16 protein-coding genes and 8 pseudogenes are annotated in these 17,378 nt (G+C 39.7%); 8 read left to right on the plus strand and 16 right to left on the minus strand.

Going from position 1 to position 17,378, the window contains the following annotated elements; all coding sequences use genetic code 11:
• Nucleotides 1-186: pseudogene (gene gsiB, locus D368_RS15890) on the minus strand (glucose starvation-inducible protein GsiB); the annotation flags it as partial.
• 100 nt (nt 187-286) lie between these two features.
• Nucleotides 287-1,093, minus strand: coding sequence for an EcsC family protein (locus D368_RS15895; RefSeq protein WP_128574973.1), 807 nt, complete (start codon nt 1,091-1,093; stop codon nt 287-289).
• Between the two features lie 166 nt (nt 1,094-1,259).
• Here D368_RS15895 and D368_RS15900 point away from each other — a divergent pair.
• From D368_RS15900 to D368_RS15910, 3 genes and pseudogenes are all read left to right on the plus strand, one after another.
• Nucleotides 1,260-1,624, plus strand: a pseudogene (locus D368_RS15900) (DMT family transporter).
• Nucleotides 1,621-2,073: a DUF5360 family protein gene (locus D368_RS15905; protein ID WP_128574974.1), complete on the plus strand. Its 453-nt coding sequence runs from the start codon at nt 1,621-1,623 to the stop codon at nt 2,071-2,073. The pseudogene D368_RS15900 and the gene D368_RS15905 overlap by 4 nt, the downstream one beginning before the upstream one ends.
• 13 nt (nt 2,074-2,086) lie before the next feature.
• A pseudogene (locus tag D368_RS15910) lies at nt 2,087-2,302 on the plus strand (DUF2188 domain-containing protein); the annotation flags it as partial.
• Between the two features lie 58 nt (nt 2,303-2,360).
• Here D368_RS15910 and D368_RS15915 read toward each other — a convergent pair.
• The gene (locus D368_RS15915) at nt 2,361-2,714 is read right to left on the minus strand and encodes a hypothetical protein (RefSeq protein ID WP_039252679.1); all 354 of its coding nucleotides are present in this window, start codon (nt 2,712-2,714) and stop codon (nt 2,361-2,363) included.
• A 657-nt stretch (nt 2,715-3,371) separates the two neighbouring features.
• On the opposite strand from D368_RS15915, the gene D368_RS15925 reads away from it, so the two are divergent.
• From D368_RS15925 to D368_RS15950, 5 genes are all read left to right on the plus strand, one after another.
• Nucleotides 3,372-4,649, plus strand: coding sequence for an Nramp family divalent metal transporter (locus tag D368_RS15925; RefSeq protein ID WP_088005335.1), 1,278 nt, complete (start codon nt 3,372-3,374; stop codon nt 4,647-4,649).
• Between the two features lie 104 nt (nt 4,650-4,753).
• Nucleotides 4,754-5,020: a hypothetical protein gene (locus D368_RS15930; RefSeq protein ID WP_128574975.1), complete on the plus strand. Its 267-nt coding sequence runs from the start codon at nt 4,754-4,756 to the stop codon at nt 5,018-5,020.
• A gap of 88 nt (nt 5,021-5,108) precedes the next feature.
• On the plus strand, nt 5,109-5,816 hold the full coding sequence (locus D368_RS20270; RefSeq protein ID WP_486129274.1) for a hypothetical protein: 708 nt from the start codon (nt 5,109-5,111) through the stop codon (nt 5,814-5,816).
• 88 nt (nt 5,817-5,904) lie between these two features.
• The gene (locus D368_RS15940; protein ID WP_486129278.1) at nt 5,905-6,468 is read left to right on the plus strand and encodes a hypothetical protein; all 564 of its coding nucleotides are present in this window, start codon (nt 5,905-5,907) and stop codon (nt 6,466-6,468) included.
• A 382-nt stretch (nt 6,469-6,850) separates the two neighbouring features.
• Nucleotides 6,851-7,081, plus strand: coding sequence for a hypothetical protein (locus D368_RS15950; RefSeq protein ID WP_101562719.1), 231 nt, complete (start codon nt 6,851-6,853; stop codon nt 7,079-7,081).
• Between the two features lie 360 nt (nt 7,082-7,441).
• Here the strand turns inward: D368_RS15950 and D368_RS20275 are convergent, their stop codons facing one another.
• From D368_RS20275 to D368_RS16020, 13 genes and pseudogenes are all read right to left on the minus strand, one after another.
• Nucleotides 7,442-7,576: a hypothetical protein gene (locus D368_RS20275; RefSeq protein WP_261977438.1), complete on the minus strand. Its 135-nt coding sequence runs from the start codon at nt 7,574-7,576 to the stop codon at nt 7,442-7,444.
• A pseudogene (locus tag D368_RS15955) lies at nt 7,576-8,705 on the minus strand (response regulator aspartate phosphatase). The gene D368_RS20275 and the pseudogene D368_RS15955 overlap by 1 nt, the downstream one beginning before the upstream one ends.
• 460 nt (nt 8,706-9,165) lie before the next feature.
• Nucleotides 9,166-9,891, minus strand: coding sequence for a hypothetical protein (locus D368_RS20280; RefSeq protein ID WP_486129275.1), 726 nt, complete (start codon nt 9,889-9,891; stop codon nt 9,166-9,168).
• A gap of 20 nt (nt 9,892-9,911) precedes the next feature.
• Complete coding sequence (locus D368_RS20285; protein ID WP_486129276.1) at nt 9,912-10,307, minus strand: hypothetical protein; 396 nt, start codon at nt 10,305-10,307, stop codon at nt 9,912-9,914.
• Nucleotides 10,308-10,312: 5 nt separating this feature from the next.
• On the minus strand, nt 10,313-11,080 hold the full coding sequence (locus tag D368_RS15970; protein WP_082020266.1) for a hypothetical protein: 768 nt from the start codon (nt 11,078-11,080) through the stop codon (nt 10,313-10,315).
• Between the two features lie 416 nt (nt 11,081-11,496).
• Nucleotides 11,497-11,956 (minus strand): annotated as a pseudogene (locus D368_RS15975) (peptidoglycan-binding protein); the annotation flags it as partial.
• Nucleotides 11,957-12,067: 111 nt separating this feature from the next.
• Nucleotides 12,068-12,310, minus strand: a pseudogene (locus D368_RS15980) (phage terminase small subunit-related protein); the annotation flags it as partial.
• 60 nt (nt 12,311-12,370) lie between these two features.
• Nucleotides 12,371-12,619 (minus strand): hypothetical protein, encoded by a 249-nt coding sequence (locus D368_RS15985; RefSeq protein ID WP_039252702.1) that lies wholly within the window; start codon nt 12,617-12,619, stop codon nt 12,371-12,373.
• A gap of 141 nt (nt 12,620-12,760) precedes the next feature.
• Nucleotides 12,761-13,462, minus strand: coding sequence for a DUF4145 domain-containing protein (locus D368_RS15990; protein WP_101562718.1), 702 nt, complete (start codon nt 13,460-13,462; stop codon nt 12,761-12,763).
• A 145-nt stretch (nt 13,463-13,607) separates the two neighbouring features.
• Nucleotides 13,608-14,532, minus strand: a pseudogene (locus tag D368_RS15995) (DNA cytosine methyltransferase).
• A gap of 105 nt (nt 14,533-14,637) precedes the next feature.
• Nucleotides 14,638-15,159 (minus strand): annotated as a pseudogene (locus tag D368_RS20290) (ParB N-terminal domain-containing protein).
• 54 nt (nt 15,160-15,213) lie between these two features.
• Nucleotides 15,214-16,041, minus strand: coding sequence for a hypothetical protein (locus D368_RS16010; protein WP_052250230.1), 828 nt, complete (start codon nt 16,039-16,041; stop codon nt 15,214-15,216).
• Between the two features lie 539 nt (nt 16,042-16,580).
• Complete coding sequence (locus D368_RS16020; protein ID WP_039252705.1) at nt 16,581-17,153, minus strand: hypothetical protein; 573 nt, start codon at nt 17,151-17,153, stop codon at nt 16,581-16,583.
• Nucleotides 17,154-17,378 lie beyond the last annotated feature (225 nt).

Genomic DNA, 17,378 nt, shown 5'->3' on the forward strand with positions numbered 1-17,378 from the left:
GCTTGTGGCTTCTCCGCCTTTTTCACCGATTTCCTGATAGAATTCTTTGTCGTGATTTTTGCTTGTGGCTTCTCCGCCTTTTTGACCAATTTCCTGATAGAATTCTTTGTCATGGTTATTGCTTGTAGCTTCTCCGCCTTTTTTACCTGCTTCTTCTCTGCTCATTTTGTTATTATCTTGTGCCATTTTTGAATTCCTCCTTTAATTGGTGTTGGTTGTTGGTTTCCCGATTTCAGAACTGCTAAACAAAGAAAACACATTGAATGTGTTTGCGGGTGGTTTTTTATCATTCTGTATCGTTCATGCGTTTTAGAATCCGGCGTTTTTTATAAAGCATGATGCCTGTTTCCGCGATGCTTTCTAAAGCTGAACGGTTGGCGGACGCGCCGAAGATGATGCCTGCGGCCGGAACCATTTGCAGCAGTTTTTTCGCGGCGAACGTATCGCGGTAGCTGTAAACGACTTCCCGCCAGCCTTGGATTTGCGAGGCGACGCGCTGATAGGTTTGGTCGTTTTGATCATATTGCCGTAAATCTTGCAGGATCGCTTTTTTTCCGATGACGTCACTGGATGCAAGCTGAAGCAATTTGACGATAAACACGCGTTCTTTTTTGTCTTTCGGATCAAAGCCGTAAGCAACCGCGATGTCTTGCAGCGTCTTTAAGGACAGGCCGAGCATCGCCGGAATGTCTGCCGCAAGCGTAAACACGCCGCCGACTCCCGTTGCGGCTCCCTGCACCGTCGCGGCCTTTACGCTTGTACGCGCTATGGCTTCTGCGATTTCGTCCATGACGGCAAGCGGCGCATTGCGGATGTCGTGAAGCGTTTGACATGTACCGTGCGGCAGCCGTTTTTGAAACTTTTTCATGATGCGCTTTTCTGATGTAAGGTACTGTCCGCCTGACTGAATAAACGTTCCCGTTTCATCGAGTATGAGTCCGATTTTCCTCTTAATAAATTGCGGTGTCAGCTTGTCCAAAAGCTGAAACGGCAAGCGGGTGAATGTTTGCCAGAACATCGCCCTCTGCTGCGCCTTTTCCCATTTTTGAATGTCTCTCAGTTGTCTTTCCAGGTCTGTCCGCTCTTCTGTCACCCGTCCTGCACGTCCTTTCTGATTTCTTTCTACATAGTATACCTTTATGGCGTTTTCTTTTTACACCCGGCCGGACTTTTTATCCGGAAAACATTCCATTGATTAATTTTCTTCAAATTCTATATATTGTATAATTTTGAATAATACGATTGAAAGAGAATGCTGTATGCAATGGATTTATTTAAGTTTAGCGATCATTTTTGAAGTATTGGGTACGGTCAGCATGAAATTATCAAATGGATTTACAAAACTTGTCCCAAGTATTTTATTGTTATTGTTTTATATCGGCAGCCTTTGTTTTCTTACTTTGACTTTGAAATATATAAGTGTCTCCATCGCATATGCGGTCTGGTCGGGAATGGGGATCGTGCTGATTTCCATGATCGGAATTTTTTCTTTCATGAACAGTTCTCTGTCATAAAAGCCGTCTCTGTTCTTCTGATCATCATCGGTGTCGTTTCCTTAAACTTTATTTCTGAAAGTGAAACGTCATCAAACGGCATCAGCGTTCATACGGACAGAAACAGATGATGAAAGGGTTAAAGGTTCTCTTCCTCATTACAGATATTGGATTTATCATTTATTGGATTGTTACTTTTTTTGAGTGGATTCCAAAAAACATGGCGTTTAAAGATTATGATAACGCCATGATAATGGCCTGGAACTGGTCATTCTTTCCCTTAGATATTTTCATTTCGATAACCGGGCTGTACAGCTTGTTTCTTTATAAACGGAAACATGCATTATGGCGCTCTTTCGCATTAATATCACTTGTGCTGACCTTTTGTTCAGGCCTGCAAGCGATTGCCTTTTGGGTATTTATCGGTGATTTTGATCTGATGTGGTGGGCATTCAATCTGTACTTGCTTCTTTATCCTTTATATTTTATTCGGAAATTGCTGGCCTCTCATAAAAATAGCTGTCATTCTTTTTTGATGAGGCGGTTTTCTTTTTCTTCAGGCGGGAAACACTTTTTATAAAGGAGTGATAGACATGCCTTGGTCAATGAAGGATTATCCGCAATCATTGAAGAATCTCGAGGAACCTGTGAAGAAAAAAGCGATCGAAATCGCGAATGCGATGGTAGATGAGGGATATGAAGAAGGACGGGCCATTCCCATTGCGACAAGTCAGGCGAAAGAGTGGAAAAAAAACGCTTCTAAAGAAGAAATCGATCAGCTGATGAAACACGATGATGAAACGAAACGCGGAAATTGAATCGGAATAAAGGAAAAACCCCGCTCTCAAGAGAACGAGGTTTTTCTGCTTATAAACCGTAATAATAAGATAGTGTGGTGACTGAAACGTAGCCTGTCGCTCCTGCATACGTGACTTTCAGCCATTTATTAGAATTGGTGTAGTGGCCTTGAACATATTCTCCGGTGACCCAAGAACCTGTAATTTTTTTACCGCTTGAGAATGTTGTGATCGTTGAACAGCTGACCTTAGAGCATGAGCGCATATTAGCACCGTAAATGCCGACTGTACCCCCGCTGGCTAAAATGGAAACGTCCGGTTCAGCTTTAGGTTTGAAAGCTGCTGCTGATGCAGAGCCGCCAAAAGCGAATAAAGAAACAGCAAAAATCATGGCTAAAGAAATGATCGAAAAACGACGTACCAAGAAAATTCCCCCTCTTTTATCATATGGCTGGAAAGCTTTCCTGACGTTATTATACGTTTTTGCCCGGGAGACTGAAATAAGTCTAATGCTCCAACTTCTTTTCTTCGCAAGTGACCATGCCGATTCTTTTTTTGATAGATAACAGCCGTTTATTGGACTGGAATCACTGATATATCGTTGATTCAAACGTTTATTCAGAGCGGCCGGAGTTTTTCCGGAGGTCATTTGAATGGTACAGAAAGGTTTTATCTTCCAATGGAAAGAAACATTATTATTCTATTTACCCGGAAAAACGGAGGAAATACTGCGTCTTTTTCTCAGGATCAGTTGCACCGGACAGAAAGTTGTGAAGTGATATGAGCAAGTGTCCTCTTTTCACCTTTTTAAAAGAACGCTCAACGCATCCGCGCATGATCGGACGCGGAAACACGCTTTGCGAACGGCATCGCTTCTTTCCCGGAACGATGCCGTTTTCATTTTCGGACCTTTCTTCGGCGGGATACATACCATAGATAAAACAGGGCATCAATGTACCGGTTTATTGAACATAAAGAACTTGACATCTCATAATAGCGGATTTATGATGTAGATAAAATAATTTGCATCTAGGAAACTTTTTGTTATTTAGCTAAAAATCTATCAGAATTTAGGTGAGACATAATGAGCAAAGACATCTCAGCACAATCACTGCAAGCAAAAGCCGTGCAGGATGCACTTGACGGCAAAAGCAAGGGATTCAAGCGGCTTCTGCCTTTCTTAGGCCCAGCCTTTATCGCGGCGATTGCCTACATTGATCCGGGAAACTTCGCTACGAATATCTCAGCTGGTTCGAAATTTGGGTATATGCTGCTGTGGGTCATCCTCTTTTCAAACTTGATGGCTTTTTTAATCCAAGTTCTTTCCGCGAAGCTCGGCATTGCCACGGGTAAAAACCTTCCGGAAATCGCCAGAGACCGGTATCCGAAATGGGTATCCGCCGGGCTGTGGATACAGGGTGAACTGGTGATTATGGCAACTGATCTGGCAGAATTTATCGGGGCGGCGCTCGGGCTCAACCTGCTGTTCGGCATACCGATGGTTGAAGCGGCCATTATCGCGGCAATCGGATCATTCGCGATTTTAGAGCTGCAGCGCCGGGGTTACAGGGCGCTGGAAGCGGGCATCGCCGGACTTCTGTTTGTCGTGGTGATCGCCTTCGCTCTGCAAACCTTCTTTGCCAAACCTGACGCCGCCTCCGTTCTCGAAGGGCTGTTTATCCCGAAAATTGACGGAATGGACAGTGTGCTCTTGGCAACCGGTATACTCGGTGCAACCGTGATGCCGCATGCCATTTACTTACATTCCGCACTGACACAGCGCCGTGTCGTCGGAAAAACGGATAGTGAGCGGAAAAAGATTTTTAGATTTGAGACGATTGACATTCTCATCGCGATGGTGATCGCCGGGGCGATTAACGCAAGCATGCTCATCGTCGCTGCCGCGCTTTTCTTCAAGAACGGGCTGTATGTAGAAGATTTAGACGTGGCTTATCAGCAATTCGGCCACTATATCGGACCGGCTTCAGCCATTCTCTTCGGGATCGGGCTGCTGGCCGCAGGGCTTTCAAGCTCTTCTGTCGGCACATTGTCAGGCGATATTATCATGCAGGGCTTCATCCGTTACCGTATCCCGCTTTATTTGCGGCGTTTCATTACCATCATTCCGCCGATGATCATCATTATCTCGGGGGTCAACGCCACAGAAGCGCTCGTATGGAGCCAGGTCGTTCTTTCATTCGGCATCTCCTTTGCACTCGTGCCGCTGATTATGTTTACAAGCAACAAACGCCTGATGGGCGCCCTGACGAACCGAAAATGGGTGACGGCTCTCGCCTGGCTGATTGCGGTTTTGGTGATCGCGCTTAATCTGTTTGTGATCTACGATTCATTCCGTTAGAAAAAACCGGCCATAGCGGCCGGTTTTTCTTTTGGCACCGGGTGCCGTTCGTATCTTTTTCCGGGCGTTTTTGGTATGATAGAAGAAAAATCGGAGTTTTGCTTATGTCAGTATTTATCCTTTTTTATCTGTGGATTGTGCCGATTGTCATCGGTATCTTCTGTTCTCTTTTTGCTTATCGGACAACGGGTAAGAAACGTCTGATTCCCGGCTTTGTGATGATCGCATTAAGTATCGTTTCCTTAATCACGGGGCTTTGGATCGGCGGTGTGAACTATCATGTGTTCATCGGAGGCATGTTTTTATTCGGTACGTTATTGGCCGGTTCCGCCTTCCCGTTTTTCTTCGCTCTTTCACACAAACGAAAATAAACAGGCATGCCGCCTGTTTATTTTTTTACCTAAGCCTGCATTATAAAAATCGCTCCGATAATGTGATTCCGCCTCAATCAGCCTGTACATGCAGGCTCCAGCCCATGTTCTATTTCACGAAACTGCAGCTAAAATAAATCCTGCTAAAGAAGATTTTGAATTGCGAGAAAAATATCGTATTAAAATCCTATTTACCCAAAAAATACCTATTGATAGAATGGTATCTGAGAGGGAAAAATGTTCAAAGCGGATCATACAGGTCCCGCCTAAATACATAGTCTTTCATTTCTCTCTACACTACATTTCTAAAGGAGGATTTCCCATTAGACACGCAGCTAAAGGCATTCTGTTTGCCGCATCTTTAGCCCTTGTAACTACTACTTTTGTCCCCGCATCCTTAGCTAAAGAAAATCATAATAATACTGCCAATGCCACTGAAACGACAAAATCATTTTTTTATCAGACTGATACGCAATTTTCCTACGGACTTAAAGCACAAAGCGATGCATCTGTGTCAAAACCAGTCAAAGATGCAATCAGAGAGGTGCTGAAAAATAAAACAAAATTATTCAATCTTGTTGAAAAATTAGCAGGAAAGAAAATAAGAAATGAACTTGAATCCGTTTTCAATCAACATATAGAACCGGTTTTAAAGAAAATGCTGAACGAGTATGTCACCTTAAGTTGGACTGATGTGGAAAAGAATCTTTATCTCTCACTTAAAAAGTCCGGACTTTCTGACAGCCAGGCTAAAAACCTCGCTCATTTGACAACTTTAGCAATGAAAGCATTTTAAACTCATTCATCAATGATCAGCAGGAAAATACGTATGAAGTAATGCAAAGTGCTGTTAGATTCACTCTAATAGCACTTTTTCATTGGAGATTTCACATGACTGTCTTTTTATTGTTTTGCTCAATTTCTTATGCTGCCTTCTGATTTCATCTCTTATTTTTATGATTCTATTAAAATTCGAGATCGTGGATACACCGCCAAACCGCTTAGCTCATGCAGCATTCATAGGGCTTATTGGATTCTCTCTGTTCTTCGCTGTAACTGTCCCCAGCCTGATTATTTGTTTTGCAGCTGTAACAATACATCATTTTTTGGGAGAATATATCATCTATGGTTCACTTTCAGACTTATACATATTTTCTGTCGTCGTCAGTATCTTAGCTTTAGTTTATATGCTTATCCTTACGGCAATTGTTAAAGGAATGACTCATGTTTTGACATTGCCTGCTTGGTCAGCCTATATCCTTGAATTCATTTTTGCATGGGCTGCTGTTTACTTCTCAATTCAATACGTTTCCAATCATATCATTGAGAACATATCTATATTTCAAGGCGGAGAAGTGCTTCTTTCATTGTTCATCACTTTCTTATTTTCGGGCTTGGATATCCTTTTCACTAATTTGGATAAGATCACAAAAGAGAAATTAGGCTAATAAGGGGGAAACGGATATGAGGATCATGACATATATATCTTATTTTTCTATTTCTTTAGTTTTGCAGGTGGTATGGCTGCTACTCATAAAAGAAACCTCTAATCTATCTCTGATAGATATGATTACGGTGTCCTTTTTATTCACTCTCTTTATGTTCATCTTGGATCAAGTTTTCAAAAAAAAGCGGACAAATTAGGGACTGTTTTTTTATAATCCTCGGGCTTCTCTTTCATTTTGAAATTGCTCCGGATTTGGGGATGTTGCGGGAACCGTTCATTAATGTTTAACACCGGCCTCTGTAAAATACTTCTCCTTTTATATAACATCCTGACTTCTCCGTCATATATTCAAACGAAAAAACGGCAAAAGGGAGTAATGAAACATGATATTGTTTATTGGCAAGTTCATGTTGCTCTTTTTATTCTGTTCGCTGGCATATTATTTGTTTAAAGTTGTTTATTACAATATAGGGAAGAACATTGCGCTTAAAACCCCGGAAGGGACAAAGACAAACCGGACGGCACGTGTGTTTGTCAAAAATGGAACTACACTGAATGATGGAGATTACTTTATGATCGCTGTTGTGACCGCTCTCTGGCTGTTCTTGAGATGAAACCGCGCTGATCCACCACGAGTTTTTTGATCAGCCATCGATCGCCAGCTGCCGATTTTCACAATCATCGTTTTCGTTTAGGACGACTATATGCAAGCAAGCCACTCAACAAACAAAGGAGCTGTCGAGATCTTCTCGATAGCTCTTTTGTTTGTCCTTGAATGATTGAAGATAGGCTTAAAAATGGACGGCGTCTTTCTCATGCATGCATCGTTCAAGAAAACACTTCACAGCAAAACGGAAAGGTGAACGCAATACAAGTAACGGTTAAGAACCTTATGAGGCAGCGTATGTTGATTACTGGATAAGAAAAAGAAATCCCCCAGTCTTAAAAGGTGGAGGTCAAAAATTGGAGAACACTTAAATATTTATAGCTTTTTCAGCGATATAAAAAGTTCCAGAGTCACTCATTTCAGCAGTATAAACATTTTTCACACTTAATAATCCAGTAAAAAGAATACCGATTAAAGCGGAGCTGATTATAAGTTTCTTCATTATATAGCCTCCGTAACCTTAAGTATTTGTGTTTGGGCATGTATGGTTTTCTTTAAAAAGTTTCTTCCCTCTGCATAGTTTCTCTTCTCAAAATGAAAGTCACCTAATTTTTCGGTTAGCTCTGCGAAATCAGACCAAAGGCGTTTCTCTTCCAAGTAACCTAAGCTTTGTTTCACTTCTGTTTCATTATATTCTTCGTACAATGAATTAATGATTTTTAATTTAGCCAAATATTCCTCTTCATTAGAAGTCCGAGCACGATTTAAAGCCGTTTCATAAAAGAAACGTGCTTCCTTGGCTTTATCACATTGGTACAGGACATTCGCCATCATATATAATGATCTCACTCCATACACTGTATCAATATGTTCTTTCACGTCTATTGCCTTTTTGAAATTCTCTTCAGCAGCAATCAAATTTTTCTCTCTTAAATAAACTAAGCCTAAGTTATGAAAGATCACTCCGATAATTCTTTTCACTTTTTCCTCATCCAAGCCACGGGCGATACTTAATGCTTCCCGATAATATGATTCTGCCTCCGTCAGCCTGTACATATCGTACATGTTAGCACCGACCATCATATTACAGCCAATCACTTTCACTTTGTATAGTTGACTTTTTTCAAACAATTGCTTGGCTTTTTTTAAATGATTGAGGGAAACAAAGTGCTGATCAATTTGATAATAGGCATCAGCTATTTTGTAATGAAATTCAGCTTGCTCCATTTCATCTGATACAGCATTCAACTCTCTCTCTGCTTTGCGATAATAGCTTATCGCTTCAACATACTCTTTATGATCAAATTCATACATTCCACGAAAAACAATGAGTAATATTTCAAGAAGCCTGTAAGTCTTTTTTGTGGTTTTTCTATTTTTTCAAGCAGTTCGTCGACTGTAGGGCGATCTCTATATCTGTCTTCCGGCTCCAAGGAATCTAACATCAATTGGTGACGAAAGCACATCAATGAATAAAAGACAAGCAAATCCTGATCCTCTTCCATCTCCTCTATTTCCTGTTCTACTTCAGCCTTTAAAATCTCAGCATCAGGCACACTGAACTGGCGAATCATTTTGTACCATTCATTGATCTTGACACCAACTTGGGACGACGGTAAAACTTGGTCCACACTTATCCCTCCCTCTAATCACTATTTTTGTAATATTATAACTTTTCCTACAATAAACACAAACGAAAAAATCCCGCAATTTTCGTCGCGGGATTTTTGGGATTATGGTTTTGATGTACACTCTTGATTATACCATTTAATATTTTCGCTTTGTAAAATTCATTATAGTCTTAGTGATTGAACCGGAGATAAGGCAGGCTCCCGTCATGATAAACACCCAAATTAAAAATGTTGGCTCTGCCCCTATCACAACAAACATAAATATCAATGACAGGATCAATACGACGACAACCATAGTCCATACTATTTTAAAGATGAAATACCCTATTATCCCCAGCATAAAAGAAGCTGCCGGAAGAATAATGAGTATGATATATGCAGGGCTCAAAAACGGGCTAATATAAACACCTCCTCTTATTTTAAAATTTCGAACCGGGCAATTTCCCACTCTTTTTTGCTTTTAGCGGGATTGTTTTACCTTTTTGCCTGATTTCAAATCATAAGACGTGATATCTCCAAGCTTGTTATCACGCTGGATATCAAAGTTTTTGAGTAAAACATACATCTCTCTGTCATTGAATTGAACATCATTCATTAATTTGTTATCATCCCCAGCATAAAAATCAAAAGATTTTTTCTTAACCATTTTTTTATCAAACACCTGCAGCTTCCCCTCAAAAGAAACGGCTAAGATGCTATCTTTTAATATTTTCAATTTTGCAGGATGAAACCCTTTCTCCATCTCGACTTCTTTTTTTACCTTAAGAGTCTCTCTGTCTATTAATATGAGCTTAGAATTCTCTTTCTCATTCACGTTATCATTAACTGCCAGTACAAATGTATTTTCATCTAGAGCTTGGAATGCATCCTTTTCATCCATGAAGTATATCCCTTTATTCGGTATGGATGCCTTGTTCTCTTGCTTATTTCTCTCTGGGTTAATTGAAAGGATGGACATACTTTCTTCATCACTTGAAATGACATAAATTTTATTTTTAGCGACGATTGCTGATCCAAGTTCTCCGTCAAGCTTTATTTGTTTCTTGTTTTTTCGGCTGTTTCCCTTCCAATATACCAGTTCACTTTCCAGCCCTTTGTCTGTATATCCAACGTTAATGTCATGGATGATATAACCGTCAGAACTATTTATAAAGAAAGCACCTTCATCCTCAGTTGTTTTTGACAAACTCTTTTCATTTATTTTGTTTATTTTCCGGTTTTATTGTCTATCATCAAGTGATTATTGCTTCTATTTGATGAGAAGAACGTATCGTTTTTGTTATATGAAGACATCGTGAAATTTATACCATCTTTCAATTCCAAGCTATCCATTTTAGCACCATCTTCACCGTAAACCCCAATCTCACTTCCCCTATCTAAAGTGTTAGAAAAACCAACAATAAATTTTGCATTGTCAATATCCTTTAATACAGTCTTTTTATTGCTGCTTCTTTCCTCTTTTTCATTCCCAGTTTGGATGAGACCGCAAGAGGTTGTGACTATCAGTATGCAAATGAAAATAAACAGGGTCTTAAGTCTATTCATATTTTCCTCCCTTTGAAATGACAAAACAACCGGTGCAGCACCGATTGTTTTTGTCAATTTGTTTAACCCTTGTGATAAAAGATTGTTGTGTTATTGGATTTTACAAGCTCCATTGGTGTTACAACGCTGTCCCATTTGACATTGTCAATATCAATACCTTGGTTTTTCCAAGAACGCCAAGCTAATTGAGAACAATAAAATTTAGCAGTTGTCTTTTTATTTAAAAAGTTGAAATTATATTTCTTTTTATTATCTGCTTGCTTTTCCGCATATTTTGCAGCGTTTATATACTTATTGTTATTCGATCCTTTAACCCATAGACCATAAACTTTCTTTTTACTTCCCCAGTTATTATTATATCTGCGAACTCCATCTTGGTTTATAGGGCTCCAGCTTTTCGCCCATGCTTCAACTGTTTTTGATTTGTTAGTTGAAACAACCGCAGCATGTCCTACACCAATAGACCAACTTCCAGAATTAATTTCATAGCTTGTAAGAACATCACCTTTTGTACCTAACGCTTTTGCTGCAATTTGGTTCTTGGGCTGATATTCAGGCTCCTTGTATTTAGGAAGAACTTCATCAATTTGACCAGAGGCTTTCAATTCTTTGATTTCTTTTTGGGAATCCTTATATAAGTCTTCTGCATGTTCTTGTACATACGCATACTCTTCTTTACTCATTTCATAGAATTTCTGTACTTCCCCACTTGTCATGCCGGCATCTTTCATTTCCTGTATTTCCGTTTGGACTTTTTCATTAGTAAGTTGCGGAAATTCTTCAGCATGTGCACTTTTCCCAAATCCCAAGCCTAAACCGGAAATCAACATAGTTGTAGAGAACATGGTGGTAAGTAAAAATTTACTCTTTTTCACGTCAGTATCCCACTATTGAATATTTTTCCTTCTTTTCTAATATATAGGATGTAAATAAGGTTGTAAACACCTTTTTTGAATTATTTAGGATATTTTAACCATTTCTATCTAGTGCATAATGACACAAAATCGGGATATGCAGTGCCAACTGAACTATAGGATTTGGGTTTTGCACGATGTTTATCAGGCAATGTGTTGTTTCACTATTTCTTCGTAAGGTTACCCTTCAAATTTTATACAAATTTACAAGTATTTGAAACGACTTCCAACAAACACATTCTACCATTGATGCGAACCACAATTCTATATACTTCTTTATTTTTATGAAATATATAGAATTGTGGTACAGCCCTATTAAAGGGCTGTTTCATTTATTTCAGAAGAGACAACATTTTTGCTTTCGTTTTTGGCCCGTAAATACCGTCCGCAGTCAATCCATACATGGACTGGAACCGTTTGACTGCATTTGCAGTCTTCGGTCCGTAATAGCCGTCTATTCCGTTATTCTTAGCCCCTTTGTCCGGGTAGTAATAAAGAGCCGCTAGAGCCGTCTGGATCTGTTTCACAGCTGTTCCCTTAGTTAAGGGGCTTGTCACTTTAAAAACGCCTGACGGCAGCGTGTAAGATGATTTCTTTCCTTTTGTTGGTGAGCCGGCCGAATCCGCCAGCTTTAATACTTGGCCGACTTTGAAAAATTCGGGTCCTTGATACCGTTCAACCTTTGCAGGGCGGCCATGCTTACGCCTGACTTCTATGCAATGACGATAATATTCCGCCTTTTTTGACGGTGTACGTCAGCACTGGTCCTTTTCCTGTTTTTTGATAGAGACTCACGGCGCTAATGTGCAAACGCCCTGGCCCTTCAATAGCTTTTTTATCAGCCATCGCTCGCTAGCTGCAGATTTTATGATCTCTGTTACCGTGTCAGCAAATTTGAATGCGCGGCGCCTTGCCTCCTCTATTCCCCCGGGCGTTTTTGTTACCTTTTGGAGCGCCCGGACGAAAAGGAGCGCTCCCTTTCGATTTAGGAGCGCTCCCATTGATTTTTTCTTCCCATTTATCATTAGCTTTCCATTTGCGGACAGTGCTGCTGGTGACGCCCAATTCATCGGCAATGTCTTTTAATTTCTTGGTTCCGCCGCTCTCTTTCCACAAATGAAAAGCCTGGTCTCTGCGTGGATCTCTTTATCTTGGCATTACATCATCACCCACCCCCGAGCCATCTAATTGAGTTTGAGTTTGTTTTTAAATTTCTTCATCCTTCTGAAGCTGTATATCGAGCTCTATGAGCTTTTTTAAGTCGTCCACAGTGTTTACCTCTATTCGACCGTTTTGAAAGTCTCTGATCCACTGTGCAATGCCTGCACTAACGATTTTCCGATACTTCTCTTTGGATTCACTGATATTTTCAAGAACATCGGTTTTATGTAAAAGCAGAAGCTTTTCCTTCTCTTCATCAGAATAGGAACATACGTTTGTTTTTTCTCTTGTCATGCTCCCCATCCTCCATTACAATATGAATCAGAGCGTGATTTCCCACAAACGCGGCCGCGTCATGATCACGCTCTCGCAGGGAGCTATCTCTGTTGTGATTGGAGGGTGTTAGTAGCACCTTCCTTTTTAAAAAAGCACTTATTAATTACTACTTGTATGTTTTTCGAATTTTATATGCGGCAATTCAAAAATACTATAAAGAATTGAATCTATTGTCTCCAAGTACTGTAATAAATCTGACCTTTTAGGCTTGAAGAATTGATGCACTGTTTGGTTTCCTATATCTTTAATTTCAAGGAATATCCTTTGTTGTGTATCATTAATTATTTCTTTTTCTTTAAGCTTTTTTATCTTCTCTTCTAAACTTATGGGAACCATGACTGGCTCATTATTTTTGTCGAAAATCGGTTTTCCATTTTTTATTCTTTGTCTCTTATCATCGATTCCTTTTACTTTACATATTGTTTCAATTAACATTCTAATACCCGTATTACATAATAAATTCATACGTTGTCGATATGCATATATTGCTTCATTTCTAATCTCACTTATTAAGTCTGGCAAATTTGCAAACTCAAATTTCTCATCATAATCTGATAACTGAGGAGGACCAAAAGGATTCTCCTTCATTGGCTCTTTTGGATAGACTCTATATTCTTTATAGTACAACCTATCAGTATGATAATCTGGACCTGTTACTTCAAACATATCCTCATCCTCATATATATCTAGAAAAGCAAAAGTATCGCATCCCATACATTGCACAATATAAAATTCATGAGAGAACATAAAATCACATTCTTCATCGCCATCATCAAAATCATTGTGATTAATTGAGTGCATTAATTCGTGGCCATGTTTATTTTGAGCTACTTGATGATTTGTTTTTGTATCACAGTTAATACAGTAAACTTTTTTTCTATTTTATTCACATTTATCATCCCCCTAGAGAAATGATAGCATTTATTTCCTACAAGGTGATAAATAGTTATAACCATTGTTTGTAAATCTGTTCCGCAATCCTCTTCATCATGATAGGCGGGACACTCATTCCACAAACATACTGGGTGTTAGCGCCCATGAAATCATAATCCAACGGGAACGACTGCATTAAGATGATATCCCGTTCAGAGATATAGTAAGGTTCATCATAACGTATGAAAACAGAGTTACTAGCCAAAGTAGGCGGCACAAGGCTGTTTTTGACCAAGACAGTATTGAAATTACTTTCTTTCCCCTCTGTTCTCTTCGTTATATCTCCTATAGTGTTATCTGACGGGCGCCGCTTCACCCATCGCCTATATGTTTTAGAGGTCTCTGTCAGCTTTGATCCCCGGCCGCTCCTGAGCTCACCATACAAAATAGGTGATTCATTAAAAGATAGATGCAAAGGCGGGAGGTTCAGATCCTTCCGACGGCCAATAAAAAAGACCCGCTCTCTCCGCTGCGGGACTCCCATTGTAGCCGCATTCAACAAAAACACCTGAACGTCATACCCAATTTCCTTGCTCGTTCAATGACAAGCTTGACATATCCTTTCGCCTTACCGATTATCATTCCTTTTACATTTTCAGCGAGAAACGTTTTAGGCTTCAATCTTTCTACGGCATCCAGGTATTCAAAAAACAAATCGTCCAATGACTGTTTAGCCTGACCTTCCCTGAACGTTTTTTCTTTCCCCAGACATCCTCCCGTTCACCAGATATTGAAAATACACTACACGGCGGAGAACCGTCGAACACATCAAGATCAAATAGAGCCGCCGGAAGTTCGTTCAAAGGGATTTTGTTAAATTTTCGTATATCCATTAAGAAAGAATGCTGTGGATTATGATTTTTTCTGTATATCTTCATCATTTGGGGATCGATTTCACAATTCCCCACAAGCTCAAATCCGGCAAGTTTGCAGCCCATAGATGAACCGCCGCCGCAGGAGAATGTACTGAACACCTTTAGACCATTCCGTTCTACAGATTTTAGATCGGAAAGCCTCCATCTGTAACTGACCATATGCTTCACCTACTCATTAAACGAGAATCCGCATTTCGGGCATGTATGCTCAAAATGATCGTCTTCATATTCATCTAAGTCCAGTTCATGACCATCAGTAATCTTCCCGCCATTCCCCGCATGTTCAGGTAATTCATCCAGGATCTCGTCTAACTCAGAATCTGAAAAGCCAGTAACAAATAAATCAAAATTATTCTCCTGTAGATCTCGCAATACCTGTTCAAGCTTGTGCTCATCCCAATCTCCGCCCGTCTTATTTAAAGCCAGATTTAAGGCTTTCTCTTCTGATTCATTCAGGTTGACTACAGAGACAGTGAGTTCAGCAGGGTTGCTTTCCATATATATTTTAAATCGTTGGTGTCCGCCAACCAGATTACCGGTTCTTTCATTCCAGACAAGCGGCTCAACATTGTCAAATCGATTTATTTAAGCTTTAAGGGAATCATATTCCGGATCGCCCGGCTGAAGATCTATCCGAGGATTGTAAAGAGCGGGGTTAATCTTTGCTACCGGTATAGTTCTAATATTCATTCGGCTAACCTCCATATCTAATAAAACCTATAGAAAAAGCATCCTGATTGGATGCTAAAAAATCGGTATTCCCTTCATTTTAGAGTGCTTTACCTTCATTATGGTGCCGTCTTCTTTCATTACATTGAATTTCTCTAATACAGAGTCTACTACCTCATGGAACCAATCAGCTGAAACAGGACTTATATAAACATTCTGAATAAGGGTACCTAAATCATTAACAGGTACATGAATAGCATTAATATTATCTTGATGATAATCATCTAAGACTTTATATTTTCCGTCATCCCGTGAATACAAAAAAGGGAACACAGCCCTTATTTCTCTTTCATGACTAAAATGATTTCGCTTATGAAAGAGTGGTGTAGATATACCATGTTTCTGGTCAAAGGGTTCAGTTTCATAATCTATATAATTAACTCTGTCTATTATGATAGGTGTATGAAAACCTTCAATGCTTTTTTGTAAGCGGCCTACTGTAGTTTGAATTGCAATTCCATCACCACTTTTTAGATACAGTTTCCACATTGCTTCTGATTCAGTTTCATTTTCATGCCAACAAGATACAAAGTGAATTTCTCTAATTTTTTTATGTACCTCTGCATCCTCAGATCCATTTTTCACTTTTCCGAGTTCAACCCACTCACCATCATAAAAAATACGTGCCGGATAATCTTTACTTTTATCACTTATTGCTCTTTCGAGCATTAAGCTCCTTTGTTTAACACCTATTATTGTGCTAGAGCCTTCAAATGGATCTTGAAATTTATCAGCGCGCGGAAAATACAGGTCCTCATCAGTTAACAATTTAATAAACTTAGATAGATCTAAATATCTCCATATTTTCACATCAGGATTTAATTTTTGTTCTCTATAGCTCATACTCTTCACCTCTAGTAGAGTTTACAATAAATGCAAAGAATAAGCACCGCCTTACGCTATTCGCTTTTATTTATTTGTGGCCCGTCGATTTTCCCCAGGAGGTAAGCAAAGAAAATGGAGAGCCGGTTTAAAAGACTTTCCTTGCAATCGGGATCTCACCTCTTGCGTTCCTCGTGACTATCGCGCGCAATACTGCATAGACTCCAGCAGCTCCTCCTGTGAAGCTAACGACCTTCATTGTCATTCGATACATCCGAGTGCACACTTAAATACAGGAAAGGTACGTCTCCCAATCTGCCATAAAAAAAGCGGCCACTAATCAGATGCACAAATAGACTCATGCAAAAGATCAGCGTCCGCAGGTTTCTCCTTTTGGGACAGATATTCACGTTCGTTTTCTTCTTGTCTCTATCGTATGACAAACCGCATCTAAAAAAAGTACCCATTTTATCCCCCGTTTTGTCGGCATTTTCTCGGCTTTTTATCGGTGTTTTTTGGACATACAAAAAGAGCAAACCACTTAGGCTTGCTCTGTTACATCAATCCCACCATTTTGTAGAGACACTTGTTGCAGGGTTTGTTAGTTTCTCCAGATGTAATTCTGCTTTTTTATTATCTCCATCAACAAAACTACGTACATTGAATACTACTTCATATGTTCCTTTTTGATTAGCCAAAGTAAAGCGGGAAACTGTATCATTGATAACCGGATCTTCTTCTACAAGTTTATACTGCCATGTGAATCCAGGGCCAATATATGGCTGAGAAATCTGAATTCCAAGGTCTCCTCCACCAGAGTAGAATGTTTTTGAACGGGCCTTAAATGTTGAAGATCCTAAGTAATCCCACTCACCGGCGCCTAGAAGAGAAAATAAGCTTATATCATCTGATATTTTTCTGATCTTAGGCTGCACGCTGGATTCATCGTTAACCCCATCTTCTGGACCATCTTTTGCTACAACTGGATCAATCACGTCAGATCGTCCATCTTCCGACCCAATTTCATCTCCAATAGGATCAATTTTGTACTCTTCCGCTTTTACCGCGCTAACACCGACACCGGACATGAAAAACCCTGCAACAATAGCACTTACAAAAAATACTTTTTTCACTTTTCCTGATCCCCCACACAAGTTATTTTATTTTTTCAATCGATTTAACAGGTACTTCTGACGGATTAAAATACAGGTCAATCCTTTGAACAGTCACAAACACGACAGAAAAAATCACTGAACAAACCAACGTTAGTAAGAGTATTTTCCACACTTTTAAGTCTTTCATCATCTCTCCCTCTTTTCTTATTGGTAATATTCTACCTATTCCAATAATAAACTTAA

It is taken from the genome of Paenibacillus lentimorbus NRRL B-30488 (assembly GCF_000411595.1).
In the GTDB taxonomy this organism is placed as follows: domain Bacteria; phylum Bacillota; class Bacilli; order Bacillales; family Bacillaceae; genus Bacillus; species Bacillus velezensis.

What these genes read in the sequence shown, in the direction of transcription:
- D368_RS20275 (WP_261977438.1), bottom strand. Translation starts at nt 7,576, where the DNA reads ATGAAGAAACTTATAATCAGCTCCGCTTTAATCGGTATTCTTTTTACT.
- D368_RS15950 (WP_101562719.1), top strand. Translation starts at nt 6,851, where the DNA reads ATGATATTGTTTATTGGCAAGTTCATGTTGCTCTTTTTATTCTGTTCG.
- D368_RS15985 (WP_039252702.1), bottom strand. Translation starts at nt 12,619, where the DNA reads ATGACAAGAGAAAAAACAAACGTATGTTCCTATTCTGATGAAGAGAAG.
- D368_RS20270 (WP_486129274.1), top strand. Translation starts at nt 5,109, where the DNA reads ATGCAGGCTCCAGCCCATGTTCTATTTCACGAAACTGCAGCTAAAATA.
- D368_RS16010 (WP_052250230.1), bottom strand. Translation starts at nt 16,041, where the DNA reads ATGAGCTATAGAGAACAAAAATTAAATCCTGATGTGAAAATATGGAGA.
- D368_RS15990 (WP_101562718.1), bottom strand. Translation starts at nt 13,462, where the DNA reads ATGCACTCAATTAATCACAATGATTTTGATGATGGCGATGAAGAATGT.
- D368_RS15970 (WP_082020266.1), bottom strand. Translation starts at nt 11,080, where the DNA reads ATGTTGATTTCCGGTTTAGGCTTGGGATTTGGGAAAAGTGCACATGCT.
- D368_RS15930 (WP_128574975.1), top strand. Translation starts at nt 4,754, where the DNA reads ATGTCAGTATTTATCCTTTTTTATCTGTGGATTGTGCCGATTGTCATC.
- D368_RS15905 (WP_128574974.1), top strand. Translation starts at nt 1,621, where the DNA reads ATGATGAAAGGGTTAAAGGTTCTCTTCCTCATTACAGATATTGGATTT.